The sequence below is a fragment of the Pedobacter sp. genome (assembly GCF_045627485.1).
Classification (GTDB): domain Bacteria; phylum Bacteroidota; class Bacteroidia; order Sphingobacteriales; family Sphingobacteriaceae; genus Pedobacter.
Genome location: NZ_JAZQNU010000030.1, coordinates 1 through 21,315, shown reverse-complemented (window position 1 = coordinate 21,315; position 21,315 = coordinate 1). Strand labels below are relative to the sequence as shown.

The window sequence follows — 21,315 nt, the reverse complement described above, 5'->3', positions numbered from 1 at the left end:
GGATAAAAGGTACTCCGGGGATAACAGGCTGATCACTCCCAAGAGCTCATATCGACGGAGTGGTTTGGCACCTCGATGTCGGCTCGTCACATCCTGGGGCTGGAGAAGGTCCCAAGGGTTCGGCTGTTCGCCGATTAAAGTGGCACGCGAGCTGGGTTCAGAACGTCGCGAGACAGTTCGGTCCCTATCTGTTGTGGGCGTAGGAATTTTGAGTGGGGCTGACCTTAGTACGAGAGGACCGGGTTGGACTAGCCTCTAGTGAATCTGTTGTTCCGCCAGGGGCATTGCAGAGTAGCTACGCTGGGAATAGATAAGTGCTGAAAGCATCTAAGTACGAAACTAGCCACGAGATGAGAATTCCATATAGGACCGTAGAAGACTACTACGTTGATAGGTTACAGATGTAAAGCTGGTGACAGCATAGTCGAGTAATACTAATCATACGAAGCTTTCAAAAGCAAGCAACACTGTTGTTTGTACTTCATAACTAACTTCTTTCAATAATATGTCATCGTTATATTAGTGAAAATAAATATCGAGAGATAGATGATCTAAATAACTATAAAAATATTTAGGTGCCTATATCGGTGGTGTCCACCTCTTCCCATTCCGAACAGAGAAGTTAAGCCCACCAGAGCCGATGGTACTGCGGTAACACGTGGGAGAGTAGGTCGGTGCCAAATCTTAAAGAAAGCCTGTAGGAAACTACAGGCTTTTCTTGTTTTACAAGTAGTTTTTTTAGGACATTATTACCTTTTATTTTAAGTAAGGTTTCCGGATAGTTGTTGCTCTTTTGCATATGGTTTTTTCAACTGTATTAGGTTTATCTGTAATAATATCACTTGTAGTTAAATTCTGCGCTATAAAATGCCTATAACTATATAATGTAACCTAAACAAAATGATTTCCGTCATATTTTATGGAATAATTTTGGCTATCTTTGCGTTCAATTAAATACACAAACAATGAGTTATTTCGCAGAGAAAAGAAGGGAAGTTATGCTTCACGTAGAAGGCTATATGCTTGATACGATGCAGACTTACCTAAAACCGATTGATACGAATTGGCAACCGTCTGATTTTTTGCCAGACTCTTCGAGTGATACATTCTTTCAGGATATAAAATTGTTGCAGGAAAAGGCTAAAGACCTGTCTTATGACTTAGTTGCTGTTCTAGTTGGTGATACCATTACTGAAGAAGCTTTGCCTACCTACGAATCCTGGTTAGCGATGGTGGAAGGTGTTGATAAAAGTGAGCAAGGTGGCTGGATGAAGTGGAACCGTCATTGGACTGCCGAAGAGAACCGTCATGGTGACCTTTTAAATAAGTATCTTTATTTATCTGGTAGGGTTGATATGAAACAATTTGAAACTTCTACTCAATATTTGATAGCTGATGGTTTTGATATTGGCACTGGTCATGATCCTTATCGTAACTTTATATATACAAGTTTTCAGGAACTTGCTACTAATATTTCGCACAGAAGGGTTGCCTCTTTAGCTAAAAAAGATGGTGATACTTTATTGTCAAAAATGTGCGGCGTAATTGCTTCTGACGAAGCAAGACATGCCAAAGCTTATAAGGACTTTATGAGCCAAATTTTTGCTGTAGATCCTAATGAAGCAATGGTTGCTTTTGAAGATATGATGCGTAAGAAAATTGTGATGCCTGCGCATTTCTTAAGAGAGATGGGCTTGAAGATTGGCCAGACTTTTGGTCACTTTACAGATGCTGCACAACGTTTAGGGGTGTATACCGCTATCGATTATGTGGAGATTATGCAACAGTTAATTGATGAGTGGAATTTAGCTGGCATGCGCGACCTGGATGCTACTGGTGAGAAGGCCCGTGATTATATCATGGCGTTACCAGATCGTTTAATCCGTGTTGCAGATCGCATGAAAAATCCAACTATGGAATATAAATTCAGTTGGATTAACGCTTAATAGTCGTTTTCTTTTCGAAATAATACTAAAACATAATATAACCAGAAAAGGCCTGAATCATTCAGGCCTTTTCTGGTTATATTAAATCTGTTGCTTACATGTTTCGTCGGTATTGTCCACCTACTTCATAGAGTGCATTAGAGATCTGTCCGAGTGAACAAATTTTGGTTACTTCCATTAACGCATCAAATATATTTTTCCCTGTGATCGCTGCCAATTGTAAATTAGCCAGGGCGGCAGGTGCAGTAGCTGCATTTCTTTGCTGGAATGCCTCAAGTGCATTGATCTGGAATTGTTTTTCCTCTTCTGTGGCGCGAATTACTTCACCAGGTACAATGGTTGGCGAGCCATTTTTGTTGAGGAAGGTATTTACCCCGACAATAGGGTAGGTACCGTTGTGTTTAAGTGTTTCATAATATAAACTTTCCTCCTGGATCTTTCCACGTTGGTACATGGTTTCCATGGCTCCTAATACGCCACCACGATCGTTAATACGTTTAAATTCTTGCAACACGGCTTCTTCAACCAGATCCGTCAAGTCTTCAATGATAAATGATCCTTGTAATGTGTTCTCATTTTTGGCTAAACCTAATTCCCTGTTAATGATCAACTGAATGGCCATTGCTCTTCTTACAGACTCCTCTGTAGGTGTTGTAATAGCCTCATCGTATGCATTTGTATGTAAGGAGTTACAGTTGTCGTAAATGGCGTATAAAGCCTGTAAAGTAGTTCTGATATCATTAAAGTCGATTTCCTGTGCATGCAAAGACCTTCCTGATGTCTGGATATGGTATTTCAGTTTTTGTGAACGGTCATTTCCTTTGTATTTGTTCTTAATGGCTTTTGCCCATATGCGTCTGGCCACGCGACCAATTACCGAATATTCCGGATCGATGCCGTTAGAGAAAAAGAAAGATAGATTAGGCGCAAAATCGTCGATGTTCATGCCACGGCTCAAGTAGTATTCAACAAATGTGAAACCGTTACTTAAAGTAAAAGCAAGTTGTGATATCGGGTTAGCTCCCGCTTCGGCAATGTGATAACCAGAAATGGATACCGAATAAAAGTTCCTTACTTTTTCGTCGATAAAGTATTTCTGGATATCGCCCATCATGCGTAAGGCAAACTCTGTGGAGAAGATACAGGTGTTTTGGGCCTGGTCCTCCTTTAATATATCAGCCTGCACGGTGCCACGTACGCTGCTGATGGCATGTGCCTTGATTTTAGCGTAAATATCTGCAGGTAACACCTGATCACCTGTTACTCCAAGGAGCATTAAGCCTAGTCCGTTATTTCCAACAGGTAATGCGCCATTGTATACGGGTCTGTTGCGTTCGTTACCGGCGTATATGGCATTAATTTTTTCTTCTATTTCTGTGATTAAACCGTGTTCGATAATATATTTCTCACATTGCTGGTCTATTGCAGCATTCATGAAAAAACCAAGTAACATAGGCGCAGGGCCGTTAATGGTCATCGATACTGATGTAGACGGCGCACAAAGATCAAATCCTGAATACAGTTTTTTAGCATCATCCAGCGTGGCAATGCTTACCCCCGAGTTACCGATTTTACCGTAGATATCTGGCCTGATGTGTGGATCTTCACCGTATAGGGTTACCGAATCAAAGGCTGTGGATAAACGGTGAGCAGGTTGCCCGAGCGACACATAGTGGAAACGCTTGTTGGTACGTTCAGGGCCACCTTCCCCTGCGAACATGCGGGTAGGGTCTTCACCTTCTCGTTTCAAAGGGAAAACGCCTGCTGCATAAGGGAATTCGCCTGGTACGTTTTCTGTTAATAACCAGCGCAAAATATCGCCCCAGTTTTCATAACGGGGAAGTGATACTTTTGGAATTTTTAGTTTTGATAAGGATTCATAATATAGAGGTTGTTTGATTTCTTTATCGCGCACCTTATACACAAAATAGTCTTCCTTATATTTAGCTTTCGTAGCCGGCCACTCACGCAATAAACGTTTGCAGGAGCCGTCCTGCTGTTCTTCGAGATGGTTGTATATATCTTGTAGTGAATTGAGCAGATCTGAATCATCCGTTAATTTCATTACCCCTTTTAGTTGATAGAGTTTGGTGGCCAGTGTACATTGTGTATCAACCCATTCGTTATAGGCCTGACTTGATTCTGCAATTTCGGCAAGGTAACGGATTCGGTCTGGTGGAATGATGTATATTTTTTCCGACTGTGCAGCCGTCATCTTCATTTGTGCATTAAAATCAACACCTGTTTTTTCTTTAATTTTTTCCATTAAAGCAGTAAACAGGTTGTTCATACCAGGGTCATTGAACTGTGATGCCATGGTGCCAAATACCGGAATGGTGTCTTCTGCTGCATCAAAAAGGTTATGGTTTCTGCGGTATTGTTTACGTACGTCACGTAATGCGTCTAATGCGCCGCGTTTATCAAACTTGTTAATAGCTACCAAATCGGCAAAGTCGAGCATATCGATCTTTTCCAGTTGTGTTGCTGCCCCAAATTCGGGTGTCATCACATATAAGGATACATCACAATGTTCGGTAATTTCTGTATCTGATTGGCCGATACCTGAGGTTTCCACGATGATGAGATCGTAACCTGCGGCTTTACAAATGTCAATACTTTCCTGTACGTTTTTAGATAACGCAAGGTTTGCCTGCCTGGTGGCTAGGGAGCGCATATAAATCCGCGGATTGTTTATGGCGTTCATGCGAATACGGTCGCCTAAGAGCGCACCACCAGTTTTTCGTTTGGAAGGATCTACAGAGATGATGGCCATCGTTTTATCAGGGACTTCCATTAAAAATCGGCGGACAAGCTCGTCAACCAGGGAAGATTTACCTGACCCACCTGTTCCGGTGATGCCAATTACCGGTGCTTGGTTGGAATCGGTTAGTTTTTTTAGTTCGGCTACAAAACCTTGCGACCCTTCAGGATCATTCTCTGCCACAGTAATGGCAGCAGCAATGCTTTTGATATCACCCTCTGGTATATTGGCCAATTCGCCATTGATGGAACTGTGGGTCACATAGTCAGTTTGTTCCAGCATGTTGTTAATCATGCCCTGTAAACCCATGGTGCGGCCGTCGTCAGGAGAGTAAATCCGGGTAATGCCGTATTCCTGTAGTTCCTTGATTTCTGCAGGCAAGATTACACCACCGCCACCGGCAAAGATCTTAATTTGTGTTGCACCACGTTCCTGCAACAGGTCGTACATATATTTGAAATATTCCACATGTCCACCTTGATAAGAGGTCATGGCAATACCTTGCACATCTTCCTGAATGGCACAATTGACTACTTCTTCTACTGAGCGGTTGTGACCTAAGTGTATCACTTCGACACCGGATGACTGCAGGATTCTGCGCATGATGTTAATTGTAGCATCATGTCCGTCGAATAGGGCTGCAGCCGTTACAAAGCGTATTTTATTTTTGGGTTTATAGATTTGAGTATCTTGCATATAATGGGTTATACCTGGTCTGTAAAGGTACAAAAATTAAAAAGCCGCAGGGATATGCGGCTTTTAATTTTATTGATTGGTAAGCTCGGTAATTGGCTCCCCGATATTGCCGTTTGGCATTTGTATCCGTAGCATCGCTGCCACTGTAGATGCAATGTCGCTCATATAATAATTTTTGTTTGTTTTACCAGGCTTAACATTCCAGCCCATAAATACTAATGGGATATGTGAATCATAAGCATACCAGGTTCCGTGAGATGTTCCTGTTTTACCGCCATCGAACCAGTTTGGTTTCAATATGAAATACACATCACCACTGCGCCGGGCGTTGTAACCATTTGAAATGCGATTTTTGATCTCCGCTGGTAAAGTGGTGCCGGACACGTTCGATAAATCCACGGCATCCATAATTCCTTCCTGATACCTTAGAAATTCTATGGTCGCAGCTTTAATGGCATTGTAATCACCTTTTCCGTCTTTGATTGCGGCTTTGTTAAATACAATCTGGTTATTTGAGATGGAAAGCGCGGAATTTTTTATCCCGAAGTCTTTCTCCATTAACGTGTTAAGGTCTTTTAAGATCTGGCGACTGCTAATGTTTCCTGCAGGGATTTTATTTTCTACCAGGAATCCAGGTACTTGAATGGCGCCATGGTCAGCAGTTAAAAAGAAAAGGTAGTTTCCTTTACCAACGGTTTTATCCAGGTAGTTGAAAAAAGCTTCAAGGTCTCTGTCTAAACGTAAATAGGTGTCTTCGGCTTCAATAGAGTTTGGTCCAAACTGGTGACCAACATAATCTGTAGAAGAGCAGCTAACCGCTAGGAAATCTGTGATATCATCTTTACCCAATTCTTCTGCTTCGATAGCAATTTTAGCAAGATCAAGGGTCATGGTATTACCGAAAGGAGTGCTTCTGATCAAACCGAAGTTAGTGCCCACAGCGGGTTTTAGGAGATGTGGGAATGCGCTGCTTGTTGCGTCTTTGAACCTGCTTTCATAAATGTTATCGTCAGCAGAACTTTGTGTATAGGTTTCAATAGGGTATAAGGTAGTCCAGTCTGTTGACATAAACCTGTCTGATTCTTTCGAATCGTTATATTTGTTTATCCAGGCAGGAAGGTCTTTTCTGTAATAAGTACTGGTAATCCAATTTCCTGTCGCACCATCATACCAATAAGCGCCATCGGCTGAATGGCCGGCTGGAAGTATCGCACCACGATCCTTCATTGCTATACCGATCACTTTACTTTTAAAATTGGTGGCCAGTTTTAACTCATCAGTGATGCTGTTTGACAACATGTTTTTAGGCGACATTTTTCCTGCATTTGATGTCGATCCCACGGTTTGCATATCATTGTCTTCTGTGCAGTAAACATCACGGCTAAGTTTTGGGTCAAACCAACTATTCCCAATGATACCATTGATGGCGGGAACTGATCCGGTGTAGACACTGGCATGCCCACAAGCGGTATAAGTTGGGGTGTAAGAGATGTAGGTGTTTTCTGCAGAAAAACCATCATTAACCAGTCTTTTAAAACCACCATTACTGTAACGGTCGTAATACCGGTAAAGGTAATCCCATTTCATTTGGTCAATCACCATTCCAACAACCAGTTTAGGGCGGGCTACCGTAGTTGGATAGTTACCGGCAGAAGTAGATTTGTTGTTTTTCTTTTGTGCAAACAGTGGCGTGCAAAAAATGAGCAGGGCTGCAACAGGTATAAATGATTTCTTCATGCAAATATTTTAAGATAACAAATGTATTAATACTGAGTACAAATAGTGGAACGTAATAGTAAAGTTATCATATCACTTCCGCAACAACAAAAGTACTTCCACCAATAAAAATCAGGTCGCCGGGAAGGGCTTGTTGCTTTGCCGCTTGCCAGGCCAATTTTACATCAGGATACACATTGCCATGTAACTCAAAGGCCGCCGCTTTTTCAGCCAGCATTTCTGCTGGAAGGGCCCGTGCTACCTGGGGTTGAGTAAAATAATAGGTTGCTTGTTTTGGTAAAGGGGCCAGCACACCTGAAACATCTTTGTCTTTAAGTACGCCGAACACCATGTGCAAATTGTTATGTGGTGTATGTGCTATATTCTGCATCACTTCGGTAATGCCCGCCAGGTTGTGACCAGTATCGCAGATGGTTAATGGCAACTGCTGTAAGGTATGCCAGCGCCCCTGTAAACCGGTAAGGTTTCTCACATTTTTCAAGGCTTTATATACCGCTTTATCGGTGATGGTGTAACCTAGTTCTCTTAGCGTTAAAACTGACTGAATAACTGTTAGCACATTTTTTAACTGGTAGCTTCCGGTTAGATCAAGTTTCAGGTTGCTGAATAGAACCGTTGTACCTTGTTGCACAGAAACACTTAGGTATTGCCCATCATTTTTAACCTCCGTGAGGTTTAATTCATCAGCGGCAAAAGTTAAGGGACTGTTGGTTTCTTTTGCTTTATTAAGGAAAACCGCATCGGTTTCCACATGTCTTTCCCCAATTACAGCGGGTATACCAGGTTTGATAATGCCTGCTTTTTCAAATGCAATCTCCGGTAGGGTATCGCCAAGTAGATTGGTATGATCCAGGCTGATGTTGGTGATTACAGATAGTTCTGGTGTAATGATATTGGTGGAATCCAGTCTCCCACCCAGTCCAACCTCAATTACTGCAATGTCTACCTTTTCTGCCGCAAAATAAGAGAAGGCCATGGCTACGGTCACCTCAAAAAATGAAGGCTGGAGTGACTCGATCGTGGCTTTCTGCTGTTGCACAAACTGGCACACAAATTTTTTGGAAACCATATTTCCATTGATTTTGATGCGCTCTCTGAAATCTTTAAGGTGAGGGGAGGTGTAGAGTCCGGTTTTATAGCCTGCCTGCTGCAATATTGCTGCTAACATGTGCGAAGTTGAGCCTTTACCATTGGTACCGCCCACGTGGATGGCTTTGAATTGTGTTTGAGGATTACCTACAGCATTACAGAGTGCAATGGTGTTGTATAGATCCTTTTTATAGGCGACAGCACCTATACGACTAAACATGGGTAGTTTAGTGTATAGGTAGTCGAGTGTTTCTAAATAAGTCATTAAGTTGGTTTGAAATAAACCTTATTGTACTTTGAAGTTGAAAACCACTACACCTACCTGTAAATCAGGTGCATTGGCAGATTGGTTTAGGCGGGCACCCATAACAGCCTCTTTGCATTTCTGCCAAAGATCTCTGTCGTTTAAGGTGGTCCCTTTAACACCAGGAACGGCGTTAACTACTAAGCCTTCTTTGTTAATGGATATTCTTACTGCAATTTTTCCGGTTTTTTGTCCGTCGTCATTTGGCGTAACCAGGTTGGTAAAACGTCTTAAAGCGATGGGGGTGTCTCCAAAGCCAGAGCCACCTTCGCCATAGTTATTGGCTAAAGGATCACCATTTACGCTACCCTGGTTTCCAGGTGTAGTACCAGTACCATCTCCCTGGCCGGTGCCTTTGTTTGCTTTGCCTTTATATAATGCATTTTGGTTCACCGTAGGTGCAGCAGGTTTCTTTTCTATCGCTGCACTAGGTGTAGCGTTGCTTGTTGTTTTCTTGGTGCTTACACTTACAGCTTCCTCGGTATTCTGAGTCACTATTTCCTTGTCGCTTGCTTGGGGAGTAGATTCCTGGATATTAGGTTGATCAGGCACAACTTTATCAGGTGCACTCTCGTTGGCATTTGGATCGGCAGAAGGTTCTTCAATACTGGTATAATCTGTTCCCATTCCTGTTACGGAAGTTCCATAATTAACCACCATACCCCCCATACCGGCTTCAACAGGCTTGAAAGAGCCAATAACAATGAAGTAGCTTAACGCAATAAGAATACCCATGATGATCGTTGCGATCATCACTGCCTTCGGGTAATTATTTTCTTCTTGATCGTATGTCATTATTTTTTAGGTTCTACGGCCAATACCACTTTAAGTTTTAACTTGTTAGCAACATCAAAAACCTGCATTGTGTTTTCTATGGAAACACCCCTGGCCACATAAAGTACAATGGTTAGATCGGGTGAGTCCCTTTGGAAGTTTTCCACTACGCTTTGCAGATTGTCGAGCGTAACCTGTTGCTTCTCAACGAAGTAATTAAGCTTTTCGTCTATAGAAACTGTAACGGTTTTTTGTGCAGAAGATTGTTGCCCTGATTCAGATCTCGGTAGTAATAATTTCACTACCTGCGGGTTTACCACCGCAGAGGCAAGCAGAAAGAACAACAGCAGGAAAAACATAATGTCATTCAATGCTGAAGTATGCACTTCTACTGTTCCTTTATTTCTTTTTCGCAGATTCATTATTTACCTGGCTCATCTAATAAATCAATAAACTCAATTGCATCGGTTTCCATTCTCAGGATGATTTTTTCTACCATCATATTTAAAATATGGTATAATACGTAGGCAATAATACCAATAACTAGACCAGTAGCGGATGTAATCATTTTAGTGTAAAGACCACCTGAAATGGTTCCAATTTCAATAGCTCCTTTGATGGATACATCATGGAAAATAGTAATTACACCAATGATCGTTCCCACGAAACCTAACATGGGTGCAATACCGGCAATGATACCTAATATGCCGATGTTTTTTTCCAATTTAGATACTTCAAGTTTTCCGGTGTTTTCAATCGCTCCTTCAATATCTTTAATAGGGCGGCCGATACGTTTTAGCCCTTTTTCAAGCATTCTGCCTAGTGGCGAATGACTGCTGCGACAAAGTGCAATGGCATTTTCTAAACGTCCGTCGTGAATGTACTGCTTGATTTGCAGCATCAGGTTAGTTTCTGTTTTCGACGCCTTGCGAATAGTAATGTAACGTTCAATAAAAATTACTAACCCTAAAAAGGCAAGTGCGGCAAGTGGGATCATTACCCATCCACCTTTAAATAACAGGTCTATAAAGTGAAGTTCTGGAGGTGCGGTAGTTACAGCTTGTTGCATCATGTTTGCTGTATCAATAATCTGGTTTGCCGTATCACCGGCACCCTGTAACAATGTAATCATATTAGTCTGGTTTGTTTGTGTTCGTATAAATGTATAATCCTGGTATTTTTAATTTTTCTTCTAATCTAGCACGTTCTAAACGCGCAGTTTTCTCGTCTTTGTAGCTACCTACGCTGATTTTAATTTTCTTTCCTGGTAGCTTGCTTACAATTTTAGCGTTGATTCCCCATTTATTCTTCATAGAAGTGATAAACTGCTGTGCGGCCTTTTCGCCATATACAGACGATGCAATGACTTCGTAAGTAATTACGGTTGGCTTTGCGGGTGTCGTAGCTAACGGCTTAGCTACGACAGGTATCTTAGTTACCGGCGGTACAATGGCATTGGTAGTGTCTACAATTGCGGCATCACGTTGAAGGGTATCCTGTTGTTCCGGCAAAGTATCGGGAATTACAACGGTTGGCTTTTCATTAAGGGGAACAGTTGTTGGTTCCGGTGCTATGGTTTCTTTATGTACTTTTCTAAACCAATCCGGTTTAAACATATAAAGTCCAAAAGCCAAACAAAGTAAAAACAACACGCCAATCACTATTTTATAATAGCCGGGGGTAGTTGGTTTAGGTTGTTCTTCAATTTGGTAATTAACAGCTTCCTCTGGTATATTAGCGCTTGTGACCGGTGGCACCTTTGGTTCAGGTGTTTTGATGGGAGCAACAGGTGCTTCAGGAACAACAGGCGTTTCAGGAACAACTTCTTTCTCTTCGGCTGAAAATGGTGGTATAACCACGGGTGATTCCGCAACTGGTGGTGTTTCAACAAAAGGTGGATCTTCAACAACCCGTATTGGGTTAGTAATTGGTTCTTCTGTTAATTCGGCTGGCTCAGCAACATAAATGGATTCTTCCGGCAATTGGCCCGGATTCTCTTCCTCTATGTTATTCTCCATTACAATCGCTTCCAGCTTCTCCTGTACATTGTCCACAACTACCGGCTCTTCTGCCGTAACGGCTTCTGTTACTGCCGGCGGAATTTCGTCAAACGGTGTTGGTTGCTTTTCCGCTACGGCTGGTAGGCCAAAAAACTGGTGACCAAGGTTTAATTCTTCATTTGGCAAAAACGTAATTAAGTGGCCGCTTAAGAGCAGTCGTCCAAGCGGACTAACATCCGCCTCCAGATCATCATTCAGGTCCTGTTTTACTTGTGCAACAAACTGCTCAATATGGTAGTTTGCCGAAGCTTCGGATAAATTATGTTGCTTGCTAACATATGCAGCCAATAAGCTTGCCTCCCGTACTTCCGTATCGAAAGCTAACTGGTAACTTGGTGGAAGGAAGGCATGTAAGCTGGCGTCGTAACGGCCTGGCGACTTCTTTTTTACGAAAGTCCCCAACCCGGGTACACCAACTTCATTATTCGTCTGAATAAGTGAAGCTAAGTAAGATAATATATCCATTTTGGTAAAAATAAATTTTAATTCACTATCAACCAATTATTATTTAAACCTTCTAGAAAGAATAGGTTAAGCCACCAAAGGCGTTGAAACCAATAGCTTGATAGTATAAAAATCTTCCGTTTTGATTATTTAGTATATTGTTTGCTTTAACAAAAGCAGAGAATTTTTTATTGATTTTGTAATCTGCACCTAAGCCGAAATCTACAAATCCTTTTACGTTCACAACAGTTTCGGTATCAGGGTTTGGAAGAATATAAGGCGATGCAGGTTGGGCAGTATATAATTTTGCTTTAGTATCATCCTGAAGTACTACGGCTGCATTAAAGCTTAACTTATCGTTTACATGATACAATAGGTTCGAATTAAGACGCAATTGTGGTTTAAACCAGCTTTCTCTTTCCGAAGCTGGTTTGTAATTCTCCAGGTTCATACGGCCGGTCCATTTCAAGGCGTTGCTGATTTGTACAGAAATTTCTCCTTCAATACCTAGCAATTTTGTAGTACCGAAATCATAGATTACGTCAAACTGACTTGGGTTATTAAAGTCATTCACAAACAAAGGCAATTGCTCCAGCTCTTTATGATAAATTTTTGCCTGGTAACCGAAACCTGGTCCGCCTGTACCTTTAATACCACCAGTGAAACTGATCTTCTCCACTGTATTCTGGATTTCGATATTGTTCATTAAGAATGGATTATCATCAGTAAGCTGTTTCAACGAGTTTCGGTTTACATCACCTTTCAATTCCCCGAATAATTGCAGGTATTCAGGAATCAAAGTAAGGTCTGCGGTTACGGCTGGGAATATTCTCAATTCTGAGAAAGAACCAAACTCTTGTACCAGGTTAATACCGGCATTTATTTTAATGCCGTTTGTCTGCAACCTGATGTAAGGATTAACCTTCAACAAGTGGTTGTTCACATTTACATTAAGGTCTTTCGTATTTCCCATTTCTAAGGAAGAGGCAAGGCCTAAATTAAAACTGCTTATTCTCTTGTTTAAGTAACCATTCAAAACCACCGAGTTTTCTTTAGCATTAAAACGGTCGCTCCAAACATAACCGTTTATTTTTGCCGCATAACTTAAAGCAGCTTCATCTGGAGTATAGCTACTTGCAATTTCACCCTCTGCCTCAATAAAATTGAACGCTTGTTTTTCTGGGTTTTCATTTATAAATGAACCATTTGGATCTTGTCCATAAAAGTATAAGCCATTACGTTGGTAGTTGATACGTCCGCTTAAGGTAAACTCGTCCATAATACTTTTGCCAAAAACACTTAACTGTTGTTGGTTAAATTTCTGACCATTCAATTTACCTTCCTGACCAAAATGTCTGAAAAAACCGCCAGCCTGCAAACCTTCATCGCGGCCAATGTTGATATAAGCTTCGGCTAAAGTTGTTGCCGATGTACCTAAACCGCCTTTGAGGAAGTTGTTTAAGAGGGTGTCCGGACGTTCCTGTGCAACCTGTTGAGCCTGTAATTTATTAATATCTGAGTTTAGCTCTAATCTCCTGTTCGTTAAACCGTAGTTAAACCTTGCTTTATAAGTTTGTACATCATTCAGGTCCGGACTTCTTCTTAATTTAACAGCTTCAGCAAGTACAGGTTTATAAGGCCTAACCACCTCAATTTCTTCTGCAATAGTTTTATCTTCTGTCGTTTTCTCCGTTGCTTTTTTATCCTGTGCCTGTACACTTAAGGTACCTGCACTAACAAATAGCGCCGTGGTATATAATATTTTCTTAATGTTCATTTCCTGTACTTATTTAATTTTTTCTAATTTCTCTTTAGCCGTTGCCACAATTTCATCTTTACCTTCATAGTTGTCAATAAGACTCAATAATGTACTTTTTGCCTGTAACTTATCATTGAGCGCTAGGTAATTATCGGCAAGTAAAATGAACGATTTCGCAACCCAGTAATCATATGATGGCATGTTGTTAATCAAGTCAAAACATGTTTTCTGTGACGTTTTATAGTCTTTTTTCATGTATTGAATCTCGGCCAGATTATACTTGGCTTCTGCCGCTGCTAGAGTTTTAGTGTTATTTACCACTTCAGTAAAGGCTTTTACAGCCTGTGTGGTATCTGCTTTTATTAAGTAAGCTTTTCCTGCATACAAATCAGCACTGTGTTTTTCTTCTTCCGATGTTTTATCGGCTTCTTTAATCAGCTTCACGTATTTAATTACGTCATCCGGCATGTTTATAGCAGCATAAGCTTTTAACAAGTTGTTGATGGCATAAGTATAGTGAACTTTGTAATCTGCTGTCGTTTCTAATCGTTTCAGGTAAACTATGGCCTCATTATATTTCTTTTGTTTCAAAAATAATTCAGAAATACTTACTAAGGAACGTTCGGTATAGTCACTGGTCCAATCATTTAATATGTAATCATAATCTGGAATAGCCTCATCCGGACGGTTTAGTTTAACCAGCGATTCTGCCCTAATAAACTTAGCTTGCTTATCGTTAATGGCTTTGGGAAATTTATCAAAATAACTGTTCATCGCTTCGTAAGCACCTTGGAAATCTCCTTTCAAGTAAAGGGTGTTTCCAGCCTGGAAAACAATATTGTCTTGTTCTGCTACCGTGTAATTACCAATAGGAGTGGTGTTAGCATAGGCGATGAAGCCATTGGCATCACCTTTATCCAGGTAAATATTTTTAATGGATTCCAACGATTGTTTGGCTTCTTCCGAGCTGCCGTATTCGGTAATTACTTTTTTAAAGGTTTCCGCTGCTGCGTCATCCTGGTTTTGGTTATATTGAACTAAACCAATTGTAACCATTGCACGCGGGATATAACTGCTGTTCGGATACTGCCTGATCAGGGCCATCAGGTCGTTTTTAGACTGATCCAAATTACCTTTGTTAAAATAAGTGTAGGCCCTTTCAAATCCCGCATCGTCGGCATAGTTAGAACCAGGAAATTGTTTTAACACACTCTCCATGGTTGCAATTTTAGCGTCATCCTGTCCTTGGAGGCCTTGGATCATTCCGCGTTGGAATAATGCGTAATCTTCCCCTTTCGCTTGTTGGCTAATAATCCTATCATAATTTACCAGTGCATTGCTATAACTTTTGCTTACGAAATAGGCATCCGCAAGCCTTATAGTGGCATCGGTTATTGTATTTTGTTCTTTATCGTTTCCTGCTAAAAAGCGTTCGAAATAATTAGCAGCCTTTGAATAGTTTTCATTTTCGAAAGCAGCATAAGCCAGGGCGTAATTTGCGAAGTTATATACCTTCGTTTTCTTGGCAGCTGGCATGCCTAAAAAGTTTTCAAAAGTTTTTACTGCTTCACCGAATTTGCGCAGTTCATAAGATGCTTCACCTCTCCAGTACATGCTTAAGGCAGTAATTTCCGGGTCTTCAGCGAAATTTGCAGAACGTAGAAACATTGATAAAGCATTTGGGAATGCTCTTTCATTGTAAAACTCAAGGCCTCTGAAATAAGTCACTTTTTGGTAGGCCTCACGTGCTTCCTTTGTTTTATTAGGAATTGGCTCTAAAATATCAATCGCCGCCTGGTAGTTTTTGCTCGTTAAGAGTATCTCGCCTAACAAAGTTTTCGCTTCATTAATTTTGCCTGATCTAGGAAATTCTTTTAGGAAATTCTGAATGCTTTCCAGGGCTTGTTGGTTAAAGTCGAGTTCGTAGCTAAGTTTGGCATAATTGATCCAGGCATCCTCTTGTGTAGGTTTATCGAATTCTAAACGAGATGCTCTGAAAAAGGCGCTTCTTGCTTTTTCTTTATTTTTGAGCTCTATTAAAGTCCGACCTAATGTGTACATCCCGCTTTGAAGGTATACATCATCATTGTTTAGTTTCTCTAATACTGTTACCGCAGGGGGGTATTTCTTTTGCTCAAATAAAGAATAACCATACTGGTACAGAAATAAGTTGTTTGGTGTGGTGTTCTGGTTTTTAGAATAGTATTGCTGAAAATATTTTTCGGCATTTACATAATCTTGTTTAGCAAAATAAGATGCTGCAACCAGACTTAACATATCAGCTTCGTATTCCTGCGGAATGGTATTCAACACAGGAATGGCGTAGCTGATCACATCATCGTAACGCTCATCAAGGTAATACATCGATGTGATATAATACGGATAACTCGCTGCATAGGTTGGAGAACCTTCCAGTTTTTGAAAATTACTTAAAGCTGTTTTGTATTCCTTGTTTAAGTAATTGATATAGGCAAAGTAGTAAGTAGCACTTTCCTGAAATTGAGAATTTTCTTTTTTAACCGCTTCAAATAATGGCTCCGCTTTTTCAATATCGTTTTGCTTGAAATACGCATAAGCTTGTTTAAACTGGTATTCTATGCGTTGTTTCTGAGAAAGGGTAGATGGATCAGTTTTTTCGAACCACTCTAACGCTTTCACATAGTTCTTATTTGCAAAATAAGCTTTACCTACATGAAAAAAGGCCAGCTTAGTATTTGGATTTAGCGGATAATCGGCTATAAATTTTTGAAATAGGCTTTCAGCATCAGCGTTACCTAGTTCCAATGCACATACAGCAGCGTAAAATTTTGCATTTTCTTTTAATAACGATATTTCGGCGTTACTTTTCTGCTGTGCAGTTGGTTTTAGACGAGACTGTTCTACCAGTTTAAATTGTTGGGCCGCAGCAACGTATTTCTCATGATCCAGTAATTCCAATCCACTTTGATAGTTTTTATTAAGGTTTACTAAGGGACTCAGCTGTGCGTACCCTGCCGATAAGTTTCCTGCTAATAAAAGCGGTATAAAAAGGTATTTTTTTTGCATTTGTTCTTCAAATATGGTTGCTACTAATATAGATATACTAAAGCGCTTTATTAACAATAGTAATTAACATGTGTTAATAACACAGTTCTTAACGTAAAGTTAGTATAATTGGTATGAAAAATGTGGGAGAGGTTCTAATCGCGCTGAGCAGCAAGCAGATATAGAACGGCCATTCTAACAGCCACGCCATTTTCTACTTGTTCCAGTATAATCGACTGTTTGCTGTCGGCAACATCACTAGAGATTTCAACACCGCGATTAATCGGACCAGGGTGCATCACGATGATGTCTTTGTCCAGACTATCAAGAATCGGTTTAGTTAATCCATACATCATTGCATACTCTCTTAAGGAAGGGAAATATTTTATATCTTGGCGTTCCAGCTGTATACGCAACATATTGGCTACATCGCACCAGTTTAAGGCTTTCATTAAGTCGTGTTCTACTTTTACGCCTAAGCTGCCAATAAATTTTGGTATGAGTGTGGTAGGCCCACAAACCATTACCTCAGCACCTAAGCGCTGTAAGCATAGAATATTTGATATGGCTACACGGGAGTGTAGAATATCACCTACAATTACTACCTTCTTTCCTGCTACATCACCCAGTTTTTCACGTATTGAATAAGCATCTAGTAAAGCCTGTGTAGGGTGTTCATGTGCGCCGTCGCCAGCATTCACTATTTGAGCATTGATGTGTTTGCTGAGAAAAACACCGGCACCTGCATACGGATGACGCATCACTACCATGTCTACTTTCATGGCCAGAATGTTATTCACCGTATCGATAAGTGTTTCGCCCTTGCTCACCGAAGATGATGAGGCTGCAAAATTAACTACATCAGCCGATAAGCGCTTTTCAGCAAGCTCAAAAGAAAGTTTGGTTCGGGTCGAGTTTTCGAAAAATATGTTGGCAATGGTAATGTCTCGTAATGACGGTACCCTTTTAATTGGTCTGTTGATGACATCCTTAAAATTGTCAGCAGTTTCGAATATTAATTCAATATCATTCCGTGTAATATCTTTAATGCCTAAAAGATGTCGGGTTGATAGTCTGTCTGCTGCCATTTCTATTTAGTTCTTTCTGATAATAAAATTACTTTGTCTTCACCTTCGGTCTCTTTCCAGCTTACTTTTACCAGCTGTGAGTCCAGACTATCTACCTGTAAACCGATGTAATCTGGTTCAATGGGTACATGTCTTGAAAATCTCCTGTCGATCAATACCATGAGCTCTACTTTTGCCGGACGGCCATAGGCCAATAAGGCATCCAGCGCCGCACGGATGGTGCGGCCAGTCCATAGCACATCATCAATTAGAATCACTTTTTTTCCCTCAATAATAAAATCAATGGTATTGCTGCTTGCAGAAACCAATCCGTCTTTACGGCGGAAATCATCTCTGAAGAAAGTAATATCCAGGTTGCCTTTTTTGAGGGACTGGGTGTTCAATATTTCTGAAAGTTCTTGTTTTATACGGTCGGCAAAGTAACTGCCTCTTGGCTGTATTCCAATTAATACGGTTTTTGAGAAATCGGTATGACTCTCAATTAATTGGTGACAAAGTCGCTTAATTGTGATTTGGAATTTTTTTCCGTCTAGCAGGGTTCTTTTTTGCATTGACTAAAGGATTAAACAAATATAGATATATGATTGGAAACTACAAATAACGTTTTGGATAATTAATGTTCAATAGGTCGTAACGTTTGAACTGAGTTTTCAAACGGCGCTTAAAATCAGGGTAGTTACGCTTGTCTTTAGGACTCCATAATATTTCACTTAACGCATCTAATCGTGGAAAAAGCTGGTATTCAACCTTAGCCGGATTAGTAATGTATTCTGTCCAGAGGTTACCCTGACCACCCCAGATATAGGTTTGTTCTGCTTCTGTTAAGCCTGTGGGTATAGGATCATATTGGTAAACCACTTCAAGTGGAACATACCGCTGGGCTGTGAGTGAGTCTTCTTTTAAAAATTGCTTGTGGTTAAAGTACATGAAATTCTCGGGAGCCATAATCACCTTGTGCTTTTGTTTGGCTGCTGCAACGCCTCCTTTTTCGCCGCGCCAGCTCATTACGATGGCATTGGGCGCAAGGCCGCCATCCAAAATTTCATCCCAGCCAATAATGGTCTTCCCTTTACTGTTTACAAATTCTTCTATGCGGTGGATGAAGTAACTTTGCACACCGGTTTCATCTTTCAGTCCTTTCTCCTTCATCAGTTTTTGGGTAAAGGCACTTTGTTTCCACCAGATCTTGGCACATTCATCTCCGCCAATATGGATATAGGGAGACGGAAAAAGCGCCATTACCTCTGTAAGTACTTCTTCTAAGAAAGTAAAAGTTTGCTCAGAGGGAAGAAGGACATTGTTAAATTTATTGAAGATACCCCAGGTCTGTGCTACTTTTTTAGGCAAATGGGGTGTAGTACTTAGTTCAGGGTAGGCAGCCAGCACGGCCATACTGTGTCCGGGCATCTCTATTTCTGGGATCACCGTTATGTATCGGTCCTGTGCATATTTAACTACCTCTTTTATTTCTTCCTGGGTATAATATCCCCCATGCCTGATGCCGTCATTACCGTTACCAGGGTAAAGGCCAATAATAGATCCATCGCGCCATGCGCCAACTTCAGTAAGTAAAGGGTGTTTTTTAATTTCTATGCGCCAGCCATGGTCATCGGTTAGGTGCCAGTGAAAATAATTCAGCTTGTGCATGGCAAGGTAGTCGATATAGCGTTTTACAAACGTGACGTCAAAGAAATGGCGACTCACATCAAGGTGCATACCCCTGTAGCCAAAACGTGGAAAATCGTAAATATCTACAGCAGGAATCACAAAATAATTGCCTTGAGCAGCAATTGGAAGGAGCTGTAACAGTGTTTGAATGCCATAAAACATACCAGCATCGGTACTGGCTTGTATAATGATACCTTGGTTACTTACGTTAAGTTTGTATTCGTCGGGTTGTGTATTTTCACCGGCACTTCTGACCAGCGAAATCACATTTGAAACCTGCTGGCTTGTAGCAGAGTCCGCGGTTCGTAAATCAAGCTTATAATGCTGCTGGAGGAAATTATTAAGGTAAGTAGCAGAGGGAGTGAATGCACTGTCGTTTAAGCGCACAGTGGTTTCACTGTTTAATGTAAACTGGTTGCCAGGTAAACCGGCTTTCATGTCAACAGGGTTTGGTATAAGGTCTGGAAGCTGGGCTTGCAGTGAGTTGAAGAAAAACAGGGTAAAGAGTATATTATAGATAACTTTCATGTTCGTTCATTCGTGAAGTCGATAAAATAGCAAAAAAAAAGCATCCCGACCAGCGGGATGCTTTTTAATATATCAGCTTTAAAGATTATTTAGCTTTGTTTTTGCTTTCTTCACCTTCCATCTGTTGTTTCAACTGTGCCAATACACCTAAATCTCCAAGTGTTGATTTCTCAACTGAATCTTTAACTTTCTTAACAGCTGTGCTAGATGCTTTAGCTTCTTTTTTCTTAGTTGCTCTTTCTTCAGCTACAGCTTCAGCTTTAGCCTCTTCCCAGATACGGGCGTGAGAAACAACAATGCGTTTAGCATCTTTGTTAAACTCAATGATTTTGAAATCATTAGTTTCTTCAGCTTTAATTACTGTACCATCTTCTTTAGCCATATGTTTTGTAGGTACGAAACCTTCAACACCATAAGGTAAAGCAATAACAGCACCTTTATCAGTTACTTTAACCACAGTTCCCTGGTGAATTGAATCCATTGTAAAGATGGTTTCAAAAGTATCCCATGGGTTTTCTTCTAATTGTTTGTGGCCTAAGCTTAATTTACGGTTTTCTACGTCTAGTTCAAGAACAACTACGTCTAATGTTTCACCAACTTTAGTGAATTCGTTAGGGTGGTTAACTTTTTTAGACCATGAAAGATCAGAAATGTGGATTAATCCGTCAATTCCTTCTTCAATTTCAACAAATACACCGAAGTTAGTCATGTTTTTAACTACTGCAGTATGTTTGCTTCCGATTGGATATCTTTCAGCAACATTTTGCCAAGGATCTTGCGTTAATTGCTTAATACCTAAGCTCATTTTGCGTTCGTCTCTGTCTAAAGTTAATACTTCAGCTTCGATTTCATCGCCAACTTTCAAGAATTCTTGTGGGCTGCGTAGGTTTTGAGACCATGACATTTCTGACACGTGAATTAAACCTTCAACACCAGGAATGATTTCTAAGAAAGCACCGTAATCAGCTACAGTAACAATTTTACCTTTCACTCTTGAACCAACAGTTAAGTTAGTATCTAAAGATTCCCAAGGGTGTGGAGTTAATTGTTTTAAACCTAATGCAATACGTTTTTTCTCATCATCAAAGTCAAGAACAACAACATTGATTTTCTCATCTAAGCTTAATACTTCTTTTGGATGCTCTATGCGGCCCCAAGAAATATCAGTAATGTGAAGTAAACCATCAACACCACCTAAATCGATAAATACACCGAAATCTGTAATGTTTTTAACAGTTCCTTCTAATACCTGACCTTTTTCAAGTTTAGAAACGATTTCAACTTTTTGGCTTTCTAAGTCGTCTTCAATTAAGATTTTATGAGATACAACTACGTTTTTAAATTCGTGATTGATCTTAACAACTTTGAATTCCATTGTTTTACCTACGTAGATATCGTAATCACGGATAGGTTTAATGTCAATTTGAGAACCAGGTA

Annotated in this window: 14 protein-coding genes and 2 rRNA genes; 3 read left to right on the top strand and 13 right to left on the bottom strand. The window is 40.5% G+C overall.

Annotated features, from left to right (window positions below):
• The 3 genes from ACR2F3_RS02530 to ACR2F3_RS02520 form a co-directional block, all read left to right on the top strand.
• Nucleotides 1-458: ribosomal RNA gene (locus tag ACR2F3_RS02530) — 23S ribosomal RNA — on the top strand; the annotation flags it as partial.
• Between the two features lie 113 nt (nt 459-571).
• Nucleotides 572-683 (top strand): 5S ribosomal RNA (rrf, locus tag ACR2F3_RS02525).
• Between the two features lie 282 nt (nt 684-965).
• Nucleotides 966-1,946, top strand: a complete 981-nt coding sequence (locus ACR2F3_RS02520; RefSeq protein ID WP_432708407.1) for an acyl-ACP desaturase — start codon at nt 966-968, stop codon at nt 1,944-1,946.
• A gap of 94 nt (nt 1,947-2,040) precedes the next feature.
• On the opposite strand, the gene ACR2F3_RS02515 is transcribed toward ACR2F3_RS02520, so the two are convergent.
• The 13 genes from ACR2F3_RS02515 to ACR2F3_RS02455 form a co-directional block, all read right to left on the bottom strand.
• On the bottom strand, nt 2,041-5,403 hold the full coding sequence (locus ACR2F3_RS02515) for a methylmalonyl-CoA mutase family protein (protein WP_432708406.1): 3,363 nt from the start codon (nt 5,401-5,403) through the stop codon (nt 2,041-2,043).
• Nucleotides 5,404-5,472: 69 nt separating this feature from the next.
• Nucleotides 5,473-7,140 carry an alkaline phosphatase PafA gene (gene pafA, locus ACR2F3_RS02510; RefSeq protein WP_432708405.1) on the bottom strand — a complete coding sequence of 556 codons (1,668 nt, stop codon included), beginning with the start codon at nt 7,138-7,140 and terminating at the stop codon, nt 5,473-5,475.
• 67 nt (nt 7,141-7,207) lie between these two features.
• On the bottom strand, nt 7,208-8,494 hold the full coding sequence (locus ACR2F3_RS02505; RefSeq protein ID WP_432708404.1) for a bifunctional folylpolyglutamate synthase/dihydrofolate synthase: 1,287 nt from the start codon (nt 8,492-8,494) through the stop codon (nt 7,208-7,210).
• A gap of 21 nt (nt 8,495-8,515) precedes the next feature.
• A complete protein-coding gene (locus ACR2F3_RS02500; protein WP_432708403.1) occupies nt 8,516-9,328 on the bottom strand; it encodes an energy transducer TonB in 813 nt (270 codons plus the stop codon).
• Entirely contained in the window at nt 9,328-9,729 is a 402-nt protein-coding gene (locus tag ACR2F3_RS02495) for an ExbD/TolR family protein (protein ID WP_432708402.1), read from the bottom strand. The genes ACR2F3_RS02500 and ACR2F3_RS02495 overlap by 1 nt, the downstream gene beginning before the upstream one ends.
• A complete protein-coding gene (locus tag ACR2F3_RS02490; RefSeq protein ID WP_432708401.1) occupies nt 9,729-10,439 on the bottom strand; it encodes a MotA/TolQ/ExbB proton channel family protein in 711 nt (236 codons plus the stop codon). The genes ACR2F3_RS02495 and ACR2F3_RS02490 overlap by 1 nt, the downstream gene beginning before the upstream one ends.
• A 1-nt stretch (nt 10,440) precedes the next feature.
• Nucleotides 10,441-11,832 (bottom strand): hypothetical protein, encoded by a 1,392-nt coding sequence (locus ACR2F3_RS02485; protein ID WP_432708400.1) that lies wholly within the window; start codon nt 11,830-11,832, stop codon nt 10,441-10,443.
• Between the two features lie 52 nt (nt 11,833-11,884).
• Nucleotides 11,885-13,588 carry a hypothetical protein gene (locus ACR2F3_RS02480; RefSeq protein ID WP_432708399.1) on the bottom strand — a complete coding sequence of 568 codons (1,704 nt, stop codon included), beginning with the start codon at nt 13,586-13,588 and terminating at the stop codon, nt 11,885-11,887.
• A 9-nt stretch (nt 13,589-13,597) separates the two neighbouring features.
• Nucleotides 13,598-16,615, bottom strand: a complete 3,018-nt coding sequence (locus tag ACR2F3_RS02475) for a tetratricopeptide repeat protein (RefSeq protein WP_432708398.1) — start codon at nt 16,613-16,615, stop codon at nt 13,598-13,600.
• A gap of 134 nt (nt 16,616-16,749) precedes the next feature.
• Nucleotides 16,750-17,682: an aspartate carbamoyltransferase catalytic subunit gene (locus tag ACR2F3_RS02470; RefSeq protein ID WP_432708397.1), complete on the bottom strand. Its 933-nt coding sequence runs from the start codon at nt 17,680-17,682 to the stop codon at nt 16,750-16,752.
• A 2-nt stretch (nt 17,683-17,684) separates the two neighbouring features.
• Nucleotides 17,685-18,233 (bottom strand): bifunctional pyr operon transcriptional regulator/uracil phosphoribosyltransferase PyrR, encoded by a 549-nt coding sequence (gene pyrR, locus ACR2F3_RS02465; RefSeq protein ID WP_432708396.1) that lies wholly within the window; start codon nt 18,231-18,233, stop codon nt 17,685-17,687.
• Between the two features lie 40 nt (nt 18,234-18,273).
• Nucleotides 18,274-19,878: a beta-N-acetylhexosaminidase gene (locus ACR2F3_RS02460; RefSeq protein ID WP_432708395.1), complete on the bottom strand. Its 1,605-nt coding sequence runs from the start codon at nt 19,876-19,878 to the stop codon at nt 18,274-18,276.
• A gap of 85 nt (nt 19,879-19,963) precedes the next feature.
• Nucleotides 19,964-21,315 (bottom strand): 30S ribosomal protein S1 (locus ACR2F3_RS02455; protein ID WP_432708394.1); only part of this gene is annotated, 1,352 nt, incomplete at its 5' end.

Bases quoted from the DNA above. Each gene is read 5' to 3' on its own strand.
- ACR2F3_RS02520 (WP_432708407.1), top strand. From the start codon at position 966: ATGAGTTATTTCGCAGAGAAAAGAAGGGAAGTTATGCTTCACGTAGAA.
- ACR2F3_RS02515 (WP_432708406.1), bottom strand. From the start codon at position 5,403: ATGCAAGATACTCAAATCTATAAACCCAAAAATAAAATACGCTTTGTA.
- pafA (WP_432708405.1), bottom strand. From the start codon at position 7,140: ATGAAGAAATCATTTATACCTGTTGCAGCCCTGCTCATTTTTTGCACG.
- ACR2F3_RS02505 (WP_432708404.1), bottom strand. From the start codon at position 8,494: ATGACTTATTTAGAAACACTCGACTACCTATACACTAAACTACCCATG.
- ACR2F3_RS02500 (WP_432708403.1), bottom strand. From the start codon at position 9,328: ATGACATACGATCAAGAAGAAAATAATTACCCGAAGGCAGTGATGATC.
- ACR2F3_RS02495 (WP_432708402.1), bottom strand. From the start codon at position 9,729: ATGAATCTGCGAAAAAGAAATAAAGGAACAGTAGAAGTGCATACTTCA.
- ACR2F3_RS02490 (WP_432708401.1), bottom strand. From the start codon at position 10,439: ATGATTACATTGTTACAGGGTGCCGGTGATACGGCAAACCAGATTATT.
- ACR2F3_RS02485 (WP_432708400.1), bottom strand. From the start codon at position 11,832: ATGGATATATTATCTTACTTAGCTTCACTTATTCAGACGAATAATGAA.
- ACR2F3_RS02480 (WP_432708399.1), bottom strand. From the start codon at position 13,588: ATGAACATTAAGAAAATATTATATACCACGGCGCTATTTGTTAGTGCA.
- ACR2F3_RS02475 (WP_432708398.1), bottom strand. From the start codon at position 16,615: ATGCAAAAAAAATACCTTTTTATACCGCTTTTATTAGCAGGAAACTTA.
- ACR2F3_RS02470 (WP_432708397.1), bottom strand. From the start codon at position 17,682: ATGGCAGCAGACAGACTATCAACCCGACATCTTTTAGGCATTAAAGAT.
- pyrR (WP_432708396.1), bottom strand. From the start codon at position 18,233: ATGCAAAAAAGAACCCTGCTAGACGGAAAAAAATTCCAAATCACAATT.
- ACR2F3_RS02460 (WP_432708395.1), bottom strand. From the start codon at position 19,878: ATGAAAGTTATCTATAATATACTCTTTACCCTGTTTTTCTTCAACTCA.